The sequence below is a fragment of the Bacillus sp. z26 genome, assembly GCF_058313635.1.
In genome coordinates this window covers 108,759-125,287 of the sequence record NZ_JBZFQM010000001.1, presented here as the reverse complement: position 1 = coordinate 125,287, position 16,529 = coordinate 108,759, and the positions used below count along the sequence as shown (strand labels likewise).

At 36.3% G+C, this 16,529-nt stretch carries 12 protein-coding genes; 8 read left to right on the top strand and 4 right to left on the bottom strand.

The window, feature by feature from the left end; translation table 11 throughout:
• Positions 1-32: 32 nt before the first annotated feature.
• The 6 genes from AC4G3K_RS00515 (at position 33) to AC4G3K_RS00490 (ending at position 8,967) form a co-directional block, all read left to right on the top strand.
• A complete protein-coding gene (locus AC4G3K_RS00515) occupies positions 33-1,937 on the top strand; it encodes an NAD-dependent epimerase/dehydratase family protein (RefSeq protein ID WP_491132102.1) in 1,905 nt (634 codons plus the stop codon).
• Between the two features lie 73 nt (positions 1,938-2,010).
• The gene (locus AC4G3K_RS00510; RefSeq protein ID WP_491132101.1) at positions 2,011-2,793 is read left to right on the top strand and encodes a hypothetical protein; all 783 of its coding nucleotides are present in this window, start codon (positions 2,011-2,013) and stop codon (positions 2,791-2,793) included.
• A 10-nt stretch (positions 2,794-2,803) separates the two neighbouring features.
• Positions 2,804-4,645: a DUF2194 domain-containing protein gene (locus AC4G3K_RS00505; protein ID WP_491075322.1), complete on the top strand. Its 1,842-nt coding sequence runs from the start codon at positions 2,804-2,806 to the stop codon at positions 4,643-4,645.
• Positions 4,642-6,105: a GT4 family glycosyltransferase PelF gene (gene pelF, locus AC4G3K_RS00500; RefSeq protein WP_491132100.1), complete on the top strand. Its 1,464-nt coding sequence runs from the start codon at positions 4,642-4,644 to the stop codon at positions 6,103-6,105. The genes AC4G3K_RS00505 and pelF overlap by 4 nt, the downstream gene beginning before the upstream one ends.
• Positions 6,065-7,510, top strand: coding sequence for an exopolysaccharide Pel transporter PelG (gene pelG / locus AC4G3K_RS00495; RefSeq protein WP_491132099.1), 1,446 nt, complete (start codon positions 6,065-6,067; stop codon positions 7,508-7,510). The genes pelF and pelG overlap by 41 nt, the downstream gene beginning before the upstream one ends.
• A gap of 80 nt (positions 7,511-7,590) precedes the next feature.
• On the top strand, positions 7,591-8,967 hold the full coding sequence (locus tag AC4G3K_RS00490) for a DUF4832 domain-containing protein (RefSeq protein WP_491132098.1): 1,377 nt from the start codon (positions 7,591-7,593) through the stop codon (positions 8,965-8,967).
• 523 nt (positions 8,968-9,490) lie between these two features.
• Here AC4G3K_RS00490 and AC4G3K_RS00485 read toward each other — a convergent pair.
• Positions 9,491-10,642 carry a YhgE/Pip domain-containing protein gene (locus AC4G3K_RS00485; RefSeq protein ID WP_491132097.1) on the bottom strand — a complete coding sequence of 384 codons (1,152 nt, stop codon included), beginning with the start codon at positions 10,640-10,642 and terminating at the stop codon, positions 9,491-9,493.
• Between the two features lie 128 nt (positions 10,643-10,770).
• Here AC4G3K_RS00485 and AC4G3K_RS00480 point away from each other — a divergent pair, with 128 nt between their 5' ends.
• Complete coding sequence (locus tag AC4G3K_RS00480) at positions 10,771-11,355, top strand: TetR/AcrR family transcriptional regulator (protein WP_491132096.1); 585 nt, start codon at positions 10,771-10,773, stop codon at positions 11,353-11,355.
• A gap of 165 nt (positions 11,356-11,520) precedes the next feature.
• The gene (locus AC4G3K_RS00475) at positions 11,521-12,000 is read left to right on the top strand and encodes a metal-binding protein (protein WP_491075316.1); all 480 of its coding nucleotides are present in this window, start codon (positions 11,521-11,523) and stop codon (positions 11,998-12,000) included.
• A 230-nt stretch (positions 12,001-12,230) separates the two neighbouring features.
• On the opposite strand, the gene AC4G3K_RS00470 is transcribed toward AC4G3K_RS00475, so the two are convergent.
• From AC4G3K_RS00470 to AC4G3K_RS00460, 3 genes are all read right to left on the bottom strand, one after another.
• Entirely contained in the window at positions 12,231-12,680 is a 450-nt protein-coding gene (locus AC4G3K_RS00470) for a NanQ anomerase/TabA/YiaL family protein (RefSeq protein ID WP_491132095.1), read from the bottom strand.
• Between the two features lie 717 nt (positions 12,681-13,397).
• Positions 13,398-15,056: an FAD-dependent oxidoreductase gene (locus tag AC4G3K_RS00465; RefSeq protein ID WP_491132094.1), complete on the bottom strand. Its 1,659-nt coding sequence runs from the start codon at positions 15,054-15,056 to the stop codon at positions 13,398-13,400.
• A gap of 606 nt (positions 15,057-15,662) precedes the next feature.
• On the bottom strand, positions 15,663-16,187 hold the full coding sequence (locus AC4G3K_RS00460) for an STM3941 family protein (protein WP_491132093.1): 525 nt from the start codon (positions 16,185-16,187) through the stop codon (positions 15,663-15,665).
• Positions 16,188-16,529 lie beyond the last annotated feature (342 nt).

Sequence of the window (16,529 nt, the reverse complement as noted above, 5' to 3'; positions counted from 1 at the left end):
TAGGGCTTAATACTAAATTTTGGGGTGAGAACTTGAGGGTATTAATTACTGGTGGCTATGGATTTATTGGTTCTTTTGTTGGTGAGATGTTTACTATGGAAGGACATGAGGTGCACATTATAGATAACTTATCTTCAGGCAATAGTGAAAATGTAAAATTCAATCATGTATTCTACCAAGTTAATGCAGAAGACCCAAAGTGTGAGGAAATTTTTAAAAAGTTTAAGTTTGATGTTGTGATTCATTTGGCTGCACAGGTAAATGTGGCGGTATCGATGGATGACCCCTATATTGATTCAAAATACAATGTACTCGGTATTTCAAACATGCTCAATCTTGCAAAAAAATATGGAGCAAATAAAGTTGTTTTTGCCTCATCAGCTGCGGTATACGGATTGAATGAAGAAATACCATTAAAGGAAAATTCACAATGTGATCCAGTATCTCCTTACGGAATGAATAAATGGGTGGGCGAAATGTATTGCGAAAAGTGGAATGAAATCTTTGGCCTTGATACCCTTTGTTATCGGTTTTCAAATGTATATGGTCCAAGACAGGGAACAATTGGCGAGGGTGGAGTTGTCTCGATTTTTATCCAAAGGGCTGCTCAAGGAAAAGATTTAACTATCTACGGTGATGGGGAGCAAACAAGGGACTTTATCTATGTGCAAGATGTAGCAGAAGCCATTTACAGGGGAGTTGAAAAAGACCTATCAGGGATCTACAACCTATCAACGAATACTGGGATCAGTGTGAATCAGCTAATTGAAACTATCGGAGAATTTGCTGACATAAAGAATGTAAACTATGAAAACGAACGGCAAGGGGACATAAAGCATTCACGCCTGGATAATACAAAAATTAAGGGTGATTTGGATTGGGAACCATTTCATACTTACAAGGATGGTTTGGCAAAAACCTACCATTGGTTTAATGAAAATAAGAGTGTCCTAAAAAAAGAAAAAAAGAAAAGAAAAATAAAAATGCCAGAGTGGCTTAACCGGTACAATCTTTTACTTCCATATCTAGAGAATATAGGATTGCTCGTAATGGTATATTTAATCAGTGATGTGGTGGGTGTCCATTATTATATGGTCGACTATCAACTTGTATATATCATCATGGCATCCTTCCTATTTGGCAAGGCTCAATCCGTTTTATCTATTGGTATGGCAACAATCTGGTTCGTGGCTGAAAAAATATCATTAGGAAGAGATATTATTTCCATGCTTATTGACCCAAGTTCACTTGTGCATGTGAGTGTATACATATTTGCCGGAGTGGCAATACGTTATGTACTGGATAAAAAGGAAACCCTTCTTATGAATTATCAAAATGAGGCAGCAGAGATTAAGGAAAAATATCAATTCTTACATACAACATACGAGGATGCAATGAAGGTTAAAGAAGAACTTCAAAACCAAATTCTTTATACAGATAATAGTGTGGGAACGGTATCTAGAATTATGAAGGGTTTGAATAGTCTTGAACCGCATGAAATCTACGAGTCTTCGATTCATATTGTGGAAAATATCCTGAAGACAAAGAAAGTCGCTTTCTATATTTTCAACTTATCAACTGGTGAATTACGATTGCAAGAGAAATCAGAATATTTTGAACTAGATGAGATCCTTAATGTAGAGCATAAAGCATATTTTAAAGATGTTTTAAAAAATGGGAAGACATTTGTCAATAAAACATTGGTAGAGGGTCACCCATCAGTAATTGTTCCAGTGCGTGTAAATGGCAAGGTGTCTGGTGTAATCTGTGTGGAAGGGTTAAGGTTTGAACAACTGTCCATATTTTACATTAACATGTTAAACACATTAGGAGACCTAATTTCCTCATCCTTGAATTGCGCTTATGAGCACCAGTACATGATGGAAAATAAGGGCGTAAATAATCAAATATCCAATAAGGTGATAGCCAATGTTTAAGTGGTTCATTTTGTATTATCTTTTTTGTCTCTGTTATGTCAGCTATTTATTGCTGAACAATAGGGAGAATAGGGTGATTAAAGCGATTATTATAATCTTCATCCCGGTTCTTGGATATGCCCTATCCTATTTGCTATTTAAAAGGTCAAAGAATGTCCAACATGAAAGTAGTGGGGAAAGCGCTAAGGAGTTTTTATTTTCGTCTTTTCCAAGCAGCAAGATCGATGTGGAGCGGGAAATCAATATTATCCCGTTCCAGGAAGTCTTGCTTTCTAATGATAATCACCATAAAAGAAGTATGCTTATTGATAGTCTAAAAGATGGAATAAACGATATCGATATCCTATTTAAAGCAACTAAAAGTGATGACAAGGAAACAGCGCATTATGCTGCTACAGCCATTATGGAAATTCAGAAGAAATTTGTTACCTCCCTTCACGGATTGAATAAAAGAATTGAAGAGAATCCGACCAATTTTGAAGCGATGGATAGATACGCAGAAACATTAAAAAAATATGTAGACAGTAATATGGTTGATCAAGAGACCAAAATGAAATACCGGTTCCAGTTATCAGAGCTTCTGGATCGTTTGTTGGAAAGCCCTGTTCGTTGCAAAAAGCACTTTGTTGAAAAAATTAATTGTGATTTGGAAATAGGGGATTTAGAAAAATCCCTGTATTATAGTCAGCTATTTATGGAAGAATTTCCTGATGATGAGGTTCCCTATTTATTAGCTATGAAAGTATCTTATACCATGCAAAATTCGAAAAAACTTTATGAAATTATGAATAAGTTGAAGAGGAGGCCAATTCAATTATCGCCAACGGGGATAAATGCCCTTCACTTTTGGACGTAGGAGGATGACAGTGATCAACAAAATCAATTTGATCAAAATAATCAACATAGTGGTGTTCCTTGCGCTGTTTGGAATTGTTGTGATTATCTCACAGCTTGGGTCAGTCCACTTGTTCAATTTGAATAATAGCCCTGTAATAGGTGGTGGAGTAAAGAAGGAAGCAGCTCTTTCTCCAGCAGAAATACAAACAATACATCAGGATAATATTCTGCTTGTCTATGATCCGAATATTAAAGAGAGTTCTGATTTAATGAGCAATTTCGAGAAGACTTTGGCTTACCTGAAAAAGACATATACTACAGTTTCTGTATCACAAACACCATCAAATCTTCAAGATTATAAAAATATCATCATCTTGACTCCGAAGCTGGAGTCGATTAAGGACTTCCCCCTCATTACCAACTATGTTTCCGATGGAGGAGAAGTGTTTTTTGGAATAAGACCCGATGCAGATTCAACTATATATGAGCGTTATCATGGCATTCTTGGCATCAATGAGTCAGCGGCGGATACTTCATACAGAGATACTTCGAATATCAAGATGGAATCGGATTTGCTGTTAAAATCAAAGGGATTGAAGTTTCAGGATGAGATTGTCTTTTCCAATTCCGTGCTGGATATTAGCTTGAAGGAAAATAGCAAGGTTTTAGCGGTTGCCGGCAATCACATTCCATTTATTTGGAGCACACCGTATGGAAAAGGAACTTTCATGGTGTTCAATGGAACAATGCTGGATCATGAAATGAACCGTGGATTCATCGCGGGAGCGCTAAGCTATTTAAATAATAATTTCATTTACCCCATTATAAACTCAAAAGTAATGTATATAGACGACTTCCCGGCCCCTTTTCCAGAGGGGACAAATGAGATTATTTATAGGGAATATAAAATGGATATTAAAAGCTTTTTCCATATGGTTTGGTGGCCGGATATGCTGAAGGCAGCAAAGGAATATGACGTAAAATATACAGCAGGAATGATTGAGAGCTATAACGATGATGTCGACGGCCCTTTTAATGAGCGGTTATCGGAAGAGAACTTAAAAATATTCGGGCGTGATTTGATTCAGATGGGTGGCGAGCTGGCTGTTCACGGATATAATCATCAATCATTAACGATGGATCAAAAGCAGGTGGATCGCCTGGGATACACTGCTTGGAAAGATAAAAAGGATATGGTCAATTCTTTGAAGGAACTGGATCAATTTGTACAAGATGTGTTTCCGGGACATACCTTTAAAACGTATATTCCTCCATCGAATGTATTAAGCGAAGATGGAAAGAAAGCGATTCAAGAAGCCATCCCTTCAATCACCAATTTTGCTTCTCTTCTTATACCTGACGATAAGGCTATCGCATACATTCAAGAGTATCAATATTCAGGTCAATATTATGAAATACCGAGATTAACCTCAGATTACCATTACCAGGATGAAGTTCAATGGATTGTAGCTAATGGGGCAACATTATATGGGGCGTTTTCACATTTCGTCCATCCCGATGATATTTTAGATGAGGAGCGGAATGAAAATAAAAGATGGGCTGACATGTCGGCGAATTACAGTAAAATGCTTAAGGATGTCAAAGGAAAATACCCATGGATGAAAAGTCAAACGGCTTCAAAAAGTACTGAGTCATTAAGGAAATATCAGGATGCGCAAGTATTTATTTCAGAGAGTGACCAAAAAGTAGAAGGATATATAAATGGTTTTCAAGGGGAGTTGGATTTTGTTTTCCGCAGTGATAAAAAAATTGCTGATTCCAAGGGCTGTAAGGTAAAAAAAATAGATGGTGATCATTATTTGATACGTGCTCTATCATCTAAGTTCACTATTGAACTGGAGGATGTATGATGAGAATATGCCTGATTGCAGAAGGTTCCTATCCATATGTTGTCGGGGGAGTCTCGAGCTGGGTACAATCCTTGATTACGGCAATGCCTGAGCATGAATTTATTATTTATGCCATTGGCGCAGACGAAAAAGACAAGGGGAAATTCAAATACGAACTACCAGCGAACCTGATTGAAGTGCGGGAAATCTTTTTAAACATCGGGATGGCATGGTCTGGAAGGCAAGGTAAAGGAAATATACTGGCGGAATGGGAGAAACAAGCAATAAAATCTTTACTGGTCAGTGATCATGGAAACTGGGAGGCATTGTTTTCTATCTTTAAAGGGAGACATAGGAAATTCCAATCAGCTGCTGAACTTGTTACAAGCCGGGATTTTTTAGATATTGTTAAAGAGTTATGCATCGAGTCATACTTTGAACTGCCTTTCACCCAGTTATACTGGTCTGTAAGATCGATGCTATTACCTTTAATATCTGTTCTTTCTTATCCTCCTCCGAAAGCTGACCTGTATCATAGCATTTCAACAGGATATGCAGGCATCGTCGGTTCATATTGTAAACATTATTATGGAAGCCCATATGTCCTTACCGAGCACGGGATTTATACAAGAGAGCGTGAGGAAGAAATTATTAAATCAGATCAAATTAAAGGACCGCTGAAAACGCTTTGGATTAAATATTTCCATAGTTTATCGAAAGGTGCCTATGTATCAGCAAATCAAGTCGTTACATTATTCAATGCAAATAGGGAAATCCAGCTTGAAATGGGCTGCCCAGAAGAAAAGACATGTATCATACCCAACGGTGTACACCTTGATGATTATTTAGACTTGCAGCAAAAGACCGGAGAAGACAAACAATTTGTAGACATCGGGGCTGTGGTCAGGGTAGTGCCGATTAAAGATATAAAAACGATGATTCAAAGCTTCGCGATTGTGAAAAGAAAGATTCCAAACGCCAGATTTTACATTATGGGCCCAGTTGATGAAGACAAGGAATATTACGAGGAATGCTTGCAATTAGTGAATTTTTTAGGTCTTCGAGACATTCAGTTTACTGGAACGGTGAATGTTAAGGAGCACATTGGAAAAATGGATTTACTGGTTCTTTCAAGCATCAGTGAGGGGCAGCCACTTGTCCTGCTTGAAGGTATGGCAAGTGGAAAGCCGTTTGTCTGTACAGATGTTGGTAGTTGTAAGGAGTTGTTGTATGGCAGGGAGGATTCATTTGGCCAGGCTGGATATGTGGTCTCGGTTATGGATTCTGTGGGAATGGCACAGGAAATCATCAGACTTGCACAAAACCCTCCCCTTCGAACGAGAATGGGGGAGAGCGGACGCTGGCGTATGGATGTCCTTTACTCCTGGGAAAATTTCATTGAGCAATACCGGAAAATTTATGGGAATAGGGGTTATTTGAATGGCAGGGATAGGATTCCAACTCAAAAAATTAGTAGATAACAGGAAGAATTATGGTGGTCTCAGAGCTTTTACCTATTCTTCGGTCATCATTTCTGGTCCAATGATTTTATGTATAATCCAGTTACTGATTGGCCAAAAGCTATTAATGGATTCAGGATCAACCTTTGTGGAGCGTGAACTCTTATTAACCGGGACCATGTACAGCTTTGTATTTTCACAAGTAATAACCGGGGGTTTCTTAATGGTTGTTACAAGATATGTATCTGATCAAATCTATTTAGAGAAGGAAGGAAATATTCTGTCCTCCCTCTATGGTGTCATAGCGATTCTAGTTTTAATTGGAGGCTTGGCCTCGATTGCTTTTTATGCCTTATCCCCATTAAGTATGGTCTTTAAAATAGTTGCATATCTGTTTTTTATGGAATTGCTGATAGTAAATATACTGGCGATTTATATATCGGCAGTTAAGAAATATATGCAAATAGTTAAGGCATATGGAATCGGTGCTCTCACGGCAGGTATTTCAATGTGGCTCTGCCTGCAGCTAATGGATTATCTTAAAGCTGAGCATTTGATGGCTTGTATGGCTGCAGGATTTATCGTAGCCATTGTTTTCCTCATAAAAAGTATTAAAGAACGCTTTCCTAAAGCCAATAATAACTCCTTTGATTTTCTGTCCTATATACAACATTACCCATCACTATTTTTTATTGGTTTGTTTTACTCCATATCATTGTTTAGCCATATTTTTATTGTCTGGGGCAGCGATATTCAAGCGGTAGTTAGTAATACGTTTGTAATGGCTCCATTCTATGATGTACCAGTCTTCTATGCTTATTTATCTATTATTCCTGCGATGGTTGTATTTGTTGTTTCAATGGAAACATCGTTTTATAAAGTTTATAAAAGGTACTATGAAAAAGTAAGCGGCGAATATTCTTTGGGCCAAATAAATGAAGCGAAAACTAAAATGTTCCAAGTGTTAACCCGTGAATTAGTCTATATCATGGAAATCCAAATGGTCTTTACTATCCTGGCAATTGCTCTTGGTATAACCGTCATACCATTATCAACAGAACAAATTCACATTTATAATATATTGGTAATTGGAAATTACTTCTTCATCATCATGTTTATCTTAATGCAAATCTTGCTTTATTTCGATGATCGAAAAGGTGCGCTACTTGTCATAGCCAGTTATATGGTTATTAGTATGATGAGCATGATTACAGTAATTCTTATAGGAGGCAATTATGGATTGGCTGGTTTCTGCTCAGGATTAACTGGCCTGGTTATCGCCTTATGGAGAATTTTTCATTATGGTAAAAATATTGATTACTATACGTATTGTACTCAACCACTGTTTGCTAGTAAAAAAATCAACTTTTTAACCAGGGTGGCAAATCGAATGAATGAGATAAATGGAGAGGGGAGGGGGAATTAATTTTCTCCCTGCCTCTTTATTCAGGGTATATATAAACTCTTTTAGGCTTTAATACATTAGAGAATGAAGGGGAACATGGAGTGAGTAAATATATGGTTTTCGTGCTTAGTGCTGCAATTCTAATGCTGGTATTTATATATCATGGCCAAAAGTTCAATGATGAAAAGGAAGGTGAACCCAGTGAACCCATCATTAATCCGTTCATGGGGTTTGCGCCCTCTGCAGAGGGTGGACCATACAAGCAAGACCATTCACTCGTTTATGCTAATTTTACTTGGAAGGAGCTTGAGCCGAAAAAAGGAGTTTATGACTTCGATAATATAGAAGAAAAATTTAATTTTGACTATTGGAAAACGAGTAATAAGAGATTGATTTTCCGGGTAGTCTTAGATTATCCCGGAAAAGCGGGCCATATGGATATACCCGAATGGCTTTACGATGAAATGGATGCAGATGGTGATTGGTATGAGCATGAGTGGGGCAATGGTTTCAGCCCTAATTACAATAACTCAAAACTGATTAACTATCATGAGAAGTTAATAGAGGCATTGGCTGAACGATATAATCAGGATTCTTTCATTGCATTTATAGAATTAGGGAGTTTAGGCCATTGGGGAGAATGGCATACTTTGCAGGAGGAAGGAGTTTATATTCCTTTTCCAAAGCTGTCAATCGCTGAAACCTATGTTAGGCATTATATGGAGCTTTTTACAGACAAGATATTATTAATGAGAAGGCCCCATCAGATAGCTTTGGATAATAATATGGGGTTATACAATGATATGTTCGGAAGGAGGGATCACACCATTGATGAATTTTATAGCTGGATCACCAATGGATATACGTTTTGGTTAACCGGTGAAAAAAACCCATCAATGATCGATTCCTGGAAGACCGCTCCAATAGGGGGTGAGTTTGCACCAACCAAGGAGTGGGGGGATTATTTCTCCTCCAGTTCAATTTCTGAAACAATGGAGCAGCTGAAAGCAACACATATTAGTTGGCTGGGCCCAAGTTCACCAGCGTATTACAGCCCTAATGAAAGATATCAAAATGAAATCAATCGCTTCTTAAAGAAAATTGGGTACCACTTCCGGTTAACAGAAGTTAGGTATAAGAAGTCTTCTGAGGTAGGGTCAGAGCTTTCTCTTGAAATGGAGTGGGAAAATAGAGGAGTAGCTCCATTTTATTTTGAATGGCCCTTGGAAATATCCCTTGCAAACACGGAAGGAGATATTATCTATAAAGAGACTGCGTCGGCGGATATTCGAGAGTGGCTTCCAGGCCGGCATTCAATTGAAGAATTCATTTCAATCCCTCATGATTTAAAGAAAGGTGTCTATCAGGTTAATGTAGCTATACTTGACCCAGAGCTAATGGAACCGGCAATTCATTTGGAAATGGAAGGGAAGAGGGATGATTTAAGATACACGATAGGGGAGTTAACGATCAGATAGAAATCGTATTTTTTTCTTGGAAGATAGAATATTTACCTGCATGAAGCAGGAAATCCCTACTGATTATTTGTAAAACACACTCCTTTTGTGAAGTGCTTCCTTTTAAGAAGAAAGTGGAATATAAAAATAATTTATGCGGCTTGAGCCCTGAATTTCAGAGAGCTCAAGCCGCTCAATTTTTCTTGATAGTTATCTGAATTATAAAACGAAATATATCCTTTGCTTTTTTTATCTTCATATGTATCTATTAAGTAATTCTCAAAAAAGGTAATTAATTTTCCAATATTGGATTATTCTAGAACACACTTTATAGACCCTGGCTACCTCGTTAAGATTGAATTGGTTATTTTAATTGTAATTGGCTTCTTTGATCTTTATTCTTTTTAAATATTTGCTCATAAAAAAATCCCCAATTGAAAAACAGAATTTCTTTTTTTATCTGCCTGCTTATTGGGGAGCATATTAACTATAACCAACTAATTTTACCGTTATTACCTGTGTTATCTAAAAATGTTGTAAGCAGTTATTTAGCATTTGTTTTTTGTACGCGTACAGGTTTGAATATAGACAGTACGTACATCACTAAACCTGCAATACCAATTCCTAAAATAGTATTAAATGATTGGCCAGTGTAGAAGCCGCTGCCGAAGTAGAAAATTTCACGTAAGCCTTCAGAGGCAAAACGGATTGGAACCCATGGGCGAATGAAGTGTACAAAGAAATCAGGAAGCATTTCTTTTGGTGTCATTAAAACTCCCATACCTAATAACATGACAACCATGAACAATGTAATGGCCGGTTTACCAATCCATGCAGTAACACCTGATACTAATAAGAAGAAACAGAAGGCTGCAAACGATACGAATGAACCAACCAAGAAGTAGCTAGGCATATTAATTCCAGCAATCAAACCAAGAGTTGCAACGGTAAAGCCTGAAAATAGGGCAATAATAATGCCGAATAATGCTTGCCCACCCATTAGGTGTAAGGCTTGTTTACGTGTTAATAATTCTTTTTTCAAAATATTTGATGATGCTAAAAATACAATGAAGCCACCGATTAACGCACCTACCCAGGCAGGCACTGCCATTAAGGTTGGAGCACTCCCGTTTGCCGTAGAGGCTGTAACGGCATTGAATATTCTTTCTTCAGAAACAATTGGGTTCACAAGAACTGCTGCTTTGTTCGCCTCGATTTGTTGACCGTCCATTTGTACAACAAAGTTTGAAGAGTATTGGTTGTTTAATTGACTAATTAAAGCAGTTAAAGCAGTCTTCGCAAAGTTTGCACCTGTTATGTTATAACCTTGGTTAATATATACCTGTAAAGTTGCTGGAGAGTTGTTTGTTATTGTATTTTGCAATGTATCATTATAACCCTCAGGAATAACTAGGGCTGCGTAGTACTCTTTATCATCAAACAATTCTTCAATATCCTCTTCCTTTTCATTTGTAAAAGCTAGCGTAGGTTCCCCGCCGTTAGTGCCTTTACTCATTTGTTCCACTGCTGATTTCACGGCGTCTACATGTACGCCTTCATCATTTACAATTAGCGCTACCGGTAAATTTTTCACCTGTGGATTGCCTTGCGCAAATAAGTTTAAGGAGAAAAGAGAAATAATTAATATAACTGCAATAGGAGCAGCCCATGCTAATTTTTCTTTAAATAATCTCAATCAATGTCTTCCTTTCCTAATAAACAACATATTGTTTAGTAATATTGTTCATTTTATAATCAGGGTGTAAACATAAGCAATGAACAAAAGTGAACAGATTGTTCATTTTATGGGATAGAGGGATTTTTGTGAGTATTTATGAAGAAAAAAACCGTAAAACTAAACAACTTATTCAAAGATCATTTTTGCGAATTTTAGAGAATAAGTCGTTTGAAGCGATTACGATCGGAGATATTGCAAAGGCAGCACATATAAATCGCGGAACATTTTATTTACACTATCTAGATAAATTCGATTTACTTGATCAAATCGAACAACAATTGTTTAGAGATTTAGGAAAGCATATTGACGAATTACATTCTAGCTACTCATCTACACTTACATTTGAAAAAGGGCAAGAGCAATTAGCTGCCACTCTATTCAGCTCCATAAAAATGCATGCTCCATTATTACAAATATTTTTAAGCAATCATGGCAGAGCGGGTTTTCACATTCGATTTAGAGATGCCTTTTCAGAAAAGGTGCGTTCTAATTTAGAGAAAAACGAAAGGATTAACACAAGGTTGAAAGTGCCTATAGAATATTTTTTATCGTTCATCACATCTGCTTTTTTAGGATTAATCGAACAATGGGTTCAAAATGGTTTAGACAAAACGCCTGAAGAAATGACAGCCTTATATATTGATATTATTTCTTTTATTCAAAAGAAGTAATGACAAAAACCAAATTCTTGGCTTTTTTTGTTCTCCATCCATGAACAGAAGAGCGAACGTTTGTTTTGAGCGAAAATGTGTTCCCTGCGCTGATTATCTCCTATAATGGAAATGAATGGCTGATTCAGGAAAGTCATCATAAGAAGAACATAACGGAGGATTAGGATGGCAAACGGGGAAGCACATAAGAAAATTAATCTGGTATTTTTAGCAATTGGAATCGGGGCCGTGTTAATCAGTTCTCAACACTATGTGCATGGAATATCCGTGATTATAGGGTATATCATCGGCACCTATTGGATGAACCCTGATTTGGATATCAAAAGCACCCCATATCGTAGATGGGGATTCTTGCGGTTCATGTGGATTCCCTACCAAGGATTTAAGCATCGCTCTATCTGGACACATGGGTATGTGATTGGGGATATCATCCGATATATATATGTGATGCTTTGGATCATGTTAGGAGCGGGTGCGATGAGTATCCTGACAGGTGTACCGTATGCAGCGTATATTGATTATTTAGGGGAAATCGTCAATCAACATAAATTGTCTTTCTTATCCTTTATTGTCGGGAATATGCTCTCATCTACAGCGCATATTCTAACCGACCATGCTTCAACCACATTCAAAAAGATCTTTTAACCAAAATCCCTTTTCTCCTAGAAGAAAAGGGATTTTCGGCATTTTAAGATGGCTTGTCGTTCTTTAAACTCGATAAGGTTAGCCCAAACCGTTAAACATTCATTTTTCTATAACCGTTGCCCATGGACCTTTATAATTTATCCGATTATTCCATAGAACAAAAAAGAATACGACAACGAGCTAGCTCGAAAAAAAGAGGCAAAATCATTGAATTGATTTTGCCTCTGCCATTAATCACACAATACTTTTACTACTGCTTTTTTAATAGCTTGCGGTTGTTTCACACAAACACCTGGCATATGAGCATCTTGGGGCATAAACACAGCAAAACATCCTTCTTTCACGATAAGATGATTACCCTCGCCATTCAAGAACATAACATCATTTTCTTTTTGTTCCTCTACAACTTCTGTTTCTTCCTTATTTGTATAAACCATTCTTTCTTCGCCTTTAATGACGTATTGGATATCTGTATATGTATAGTGAGCTTCCAAGCGACAGTCTTCAATAAGCTTTGTTTCATACTCTTGAATCATGACAAAGACCTTGTCATTTTCAATTTCATACTTTCCTACCGGCAACGCTTGCAAATCATTTTCCAGTAAAAAAGCGAAGGCTTTCTTTAATCTTGGATGCACTCCATCATATAATGGTGCATTTGATAACTGATCAATAATCATAGATGTTTCCTCCGATAAACGATTTATCTTATACAAGTATATAAAATAGTAACATATCCAGTAATTGAGATATAAGAACTTGTATACCAGTTTGATTATAGGAAACCAAATAACAGATTTATTAATAAGGTCATAAGGTTTGACACATATTGGACTTCTTCAGTTTCGGTAAAATTTTGATTAAAAAAGATGAGTTTATCGTAAAAGGAAGGCAGAATTTAAGAGCGGAAATATCAAGAAAAGCGGATAAACTTCCTGATGAATATGTATTTAATATATCCGAATAACCTTAAAATGGACTATTGTTGACAGCCCTTTTCTCTTATAATGACTGTATTGCTGACAAAAATGACTATTCTTTACGAAATTATGCTTTTATTTAAAATCACATGATTTTCTTTTCGAGAATAGTGATTAAATTTAATTTTTATGCAGTATTTTTAAATAAGTGAGCCGATGCCATCAAGTATCCAGCCAAAGTAGAATGGAATCCAGCCAAACTCCAAGAAAATCCAGCCGATACAGCTAATTATTCAGCCAATCTCGGATATTAGTAGATTATCAAATACTATTCATCGTTATATATGCATAGAACATATCCTGGATTCATGTAAATGATAGTCGAACATTTTACTGGAAAAATAAAAATAACAAAGCACTTAAACATATATACGTTCAAGTGCTTTGCTCTAATGATCTTATTAATAATGCGTTTTATTATTTATCCTTACAGTGCATGGAAGCGACATAACCGAAGGTCATACCTGGTCCGAGTGTTGCTCCTGGTCCAGGGTAAGAATGACCCATAATCGAGGATGAACAGTTACCGCAAGCGTATACATTTTCAAAGACAGTGCCGTCTTCTTTTACGACCCTTGCTAATTCGTCCGTCACAACCCCACCTTTAGTACCGATATCGCCTGGATACACTTTCATGGCGTAGTAAGGGGCCTCATTGATTTCAAGTAAATTTGGATTTGGTAAAGAAGGATCGCCGTAATATCGATCATGAGGCGTTTCACCTCTATGGAAATCTAAATCCTTACCATTTCGAGCAAATTCATTGAATCGATCCATAGTTTTGACTAAATTTCCTTTTGGGATATTTAATGTATTTTCTAGTTCTTCGACTGTGTTCCCTTTTAAAACAACACCATTATCATAATATGCTTGAGGGAAATCTTGCCCCGGGAAAAGACCAGTGAATATATACCTTTTCTTGGCTCTTGCATCTAAAATAATCCAAGAGGTGATGGCTTTACCGCCTGTTTTTTCATTATGTTCATACATTTTATCGACGAATTCATGGTAGGGAGTTGGTTCATTAATATAGCGATTTCCATCTTGGTCAACGATGATCATATTTGGAAGACCTCTATCCGCAACTAAGAAAAATGGCATTCCCAAATGATTAATTACAGTAGGTGCACCCCAAACTCTGTCCATTAACCCAAACTTTGCATTCAATTTTGCGAATGGTTCAATAATATCACCAGTTTGACCTTTTGGTGAGCTTGTCCAGTTTACATCTTGTGGACTTGGAAGATATTTCTCTCGCTTTTCTTGATCTCTCGAAAATCCACCCGAACCAAAGATTATGCCTTTTTTGATTTTGATCGTTACTTGTTTACCGTTTTTGTTTACGGTAAGACCTGTAACTTTATCGTTTTCGTAAATAAAATCAACAAAAGGTGAATCAAGCCAAATCTCACCGTTTAAATCTTTATAAGTTAAAGCCAATCGTGCGATTAAAGCTCTTCCCAAAGCCGCATAATCTTTTTTGAATAATTTATGCTTAATTAAGCGCCATCCCAGTGTTAAAGAAGCTCTTTTCCCTGCCCAAGATCTCGTGATCATATTCACTTTAACAAAATCTTGACCTGTCATAACAAACCCTTTTGTATCCATGGCAGGAGGGATAAGTTTGTTCTTCCAATCTTGTAATTTGTTTAAATCAATCACTTTTGGTTCGATTGACCGGCCGATTCCTTTGCCGCCTGGATGTGTTGGGTAATAGTCTGAATAATTAGTTGCATAGGAGAATCTCATATGTGGACTCACATTGTGCATATAATCCAGCATTTCAATCCCCTTATTCAAATACGTTTCTTTAATGGTATCGCTTACTAAATCACCAACAGTAGAATCTAAATATAATTTAGCTTCTTCAAAGCTATCGGCAACACCGGCTTCAACTAGATATCTGTTATTCGGAACCCATACACCACCGCCTGATAAAGCGGAAGCACCTCCAAAATGCTTTTCTTTTTCGATTAATAGTGTACGTAATCCCTCTTTTTTTGCAGTAATTGCTGCAGAAAACCCTGATGCGCCAGAGCCGACTACTACAACATCATACTCGTAATCCCATAACATGTATTTTCCCCCTATGATTCGTATCCATTTTCAAAATAACAAAACGGTAAAGTACTAACTTCCCGAAAAAGAATATTCAGATAATTATATTTTACAATATTTAACACGCATTATACAATGAAATGTAAAATAATATTTGGGAATACTTATCATACTCATGAACAGAAGCAGAGTTGGATTCAATCATACTTAATAAATAATGTAGAGGAAGAGTGTGAAACAATGATTTATCTTAGAAAAATGTACAATTGTAATGCGGGTATTTACACAAATATATCAGACCTTTAATAAAATCATTTTGCTGACCAGGTTTACATATGATAACAGGATTAGTATGCAGGTGGATATCCAAAGATAAGAAGGGGATTATCGAGTTTATTGCGTTCTGGATAGATGTAAGCTGTTCTATTCGTTTTAAACTATGATTTCAGAACATCTTTATAATAAGGAATTTAAAAGTGTGGAATATTTAAAAAAGAATTTAAAAATTATATCAAAACGGATGAAGGCTAAATTAAGATAGAGTCTGGTACAATACCAGACTCCTTTTGAGCAAGTTGTTTAATGAAATAACCGTGTCTTACTTCTGGAAACACTTCAAAAGTTTTATGCTTCTTTTTCATAGAAACCAACTTTTTGTTTTTCTAATGCTTCCAACAAACCCTTTTTATCTTTTATTGTATTTAAACTAATGTTAATAGCCGGAATCCCCATTTTTTGATTAGCTACAAGCATTGTTTTGCTTATTCCGTTAAATTTATTTACGTACTCTTCTTCATTTGGAATAATAAATCCTATCATTGGTTGTCCTTGAACAGAATATAGTAAGCATCCCTCTATATCCTCCCAAGGAATAAATCCTATTTTCGGTGAATGGATATTGATTGAAATGCCTTTATCGTTAATAATAACTGCATCTTCTTTATTTATAGCTTTTTTAAACAAAAAATATGAGACTGGCAATAATATGATTGCTATTAAAGCAAATAAAATCCCTGTTATCCAATCTGTTTCAGTAGAACCAAAGAGCATCATCATGGGTATATACGTAAAAAAGATTCCAATCAAAAATGTTACAATTGAAAAAAACATAAATTTCGTTCTTGAAGGATAAAACACCATTTCGTTCATAATCAACACCTCTTCACAAGTTCTTGATAATATTATGTAGTTGTAAAAATCAGTTTATTATTTAAGTTTCGATTTTCTGATCATTTCCCCCTTTTTCATATATTCCATTTAATGGTAGAAGATAAGGCTGTATTTTGTCAATCGTATTTTAGTATTTTTCATTATGTAGCATAAGAAAAGGCGATGCTTAGCATGGGACGAAATAATAAATTTTATCGCTGAATGAGCTTTTCTAGTTTTTTGGCTTTGCCCTTTATTTTAAAAGAATATGACAGCTTTGAGACTATGAAATGATTGATAGTAAAGTAAGATGTGGACGTATATATAAATGGTTAATTTCTA

Coding starts and splice junctions, on each gene's coding strand:
- AC4G3K_RS00475 (WP_491075316.1), top strand. CDS start 11,521: ATGGCAAACGGGGAAGCACATAAGAAAATTAATCTGGTATTTTTAGCA.
- pelF (WP_491132100.1), top strand. CDS start 4,642: ATGATGAGAATATGCCTGATTGCAGAAGGTTCCTATCCATATGTTGTC.
- AC4G3K_RS00470 (WP_491132095.1), bottom strand. CDS start 12,680: ATGATTATTGATCAGTTATCAAATGCACCATTATATGATGGAGTGCAT.
- pelG (WP_491132099.1), top strand. CDS start 6,065: ATGGCAGGGATAGGATTCCAACTCAAAAAATTAGTAGATAACAGGAAG.
- AC4G3K_RS00460 (WP_491132093.1), bottom strand. CDS start 16,187: ATGAACGAAATGGTGTTTTATCCTTCAAGAACGAAATTTATGTTTTTT.
- AC4G3K_RS00465 (WP_491132094.1), bottom strand. CDS start 15,056: ATGTTATGGGATTACGAGTATGATGTTGTAGTAGTCGGCTCTGGCGCA.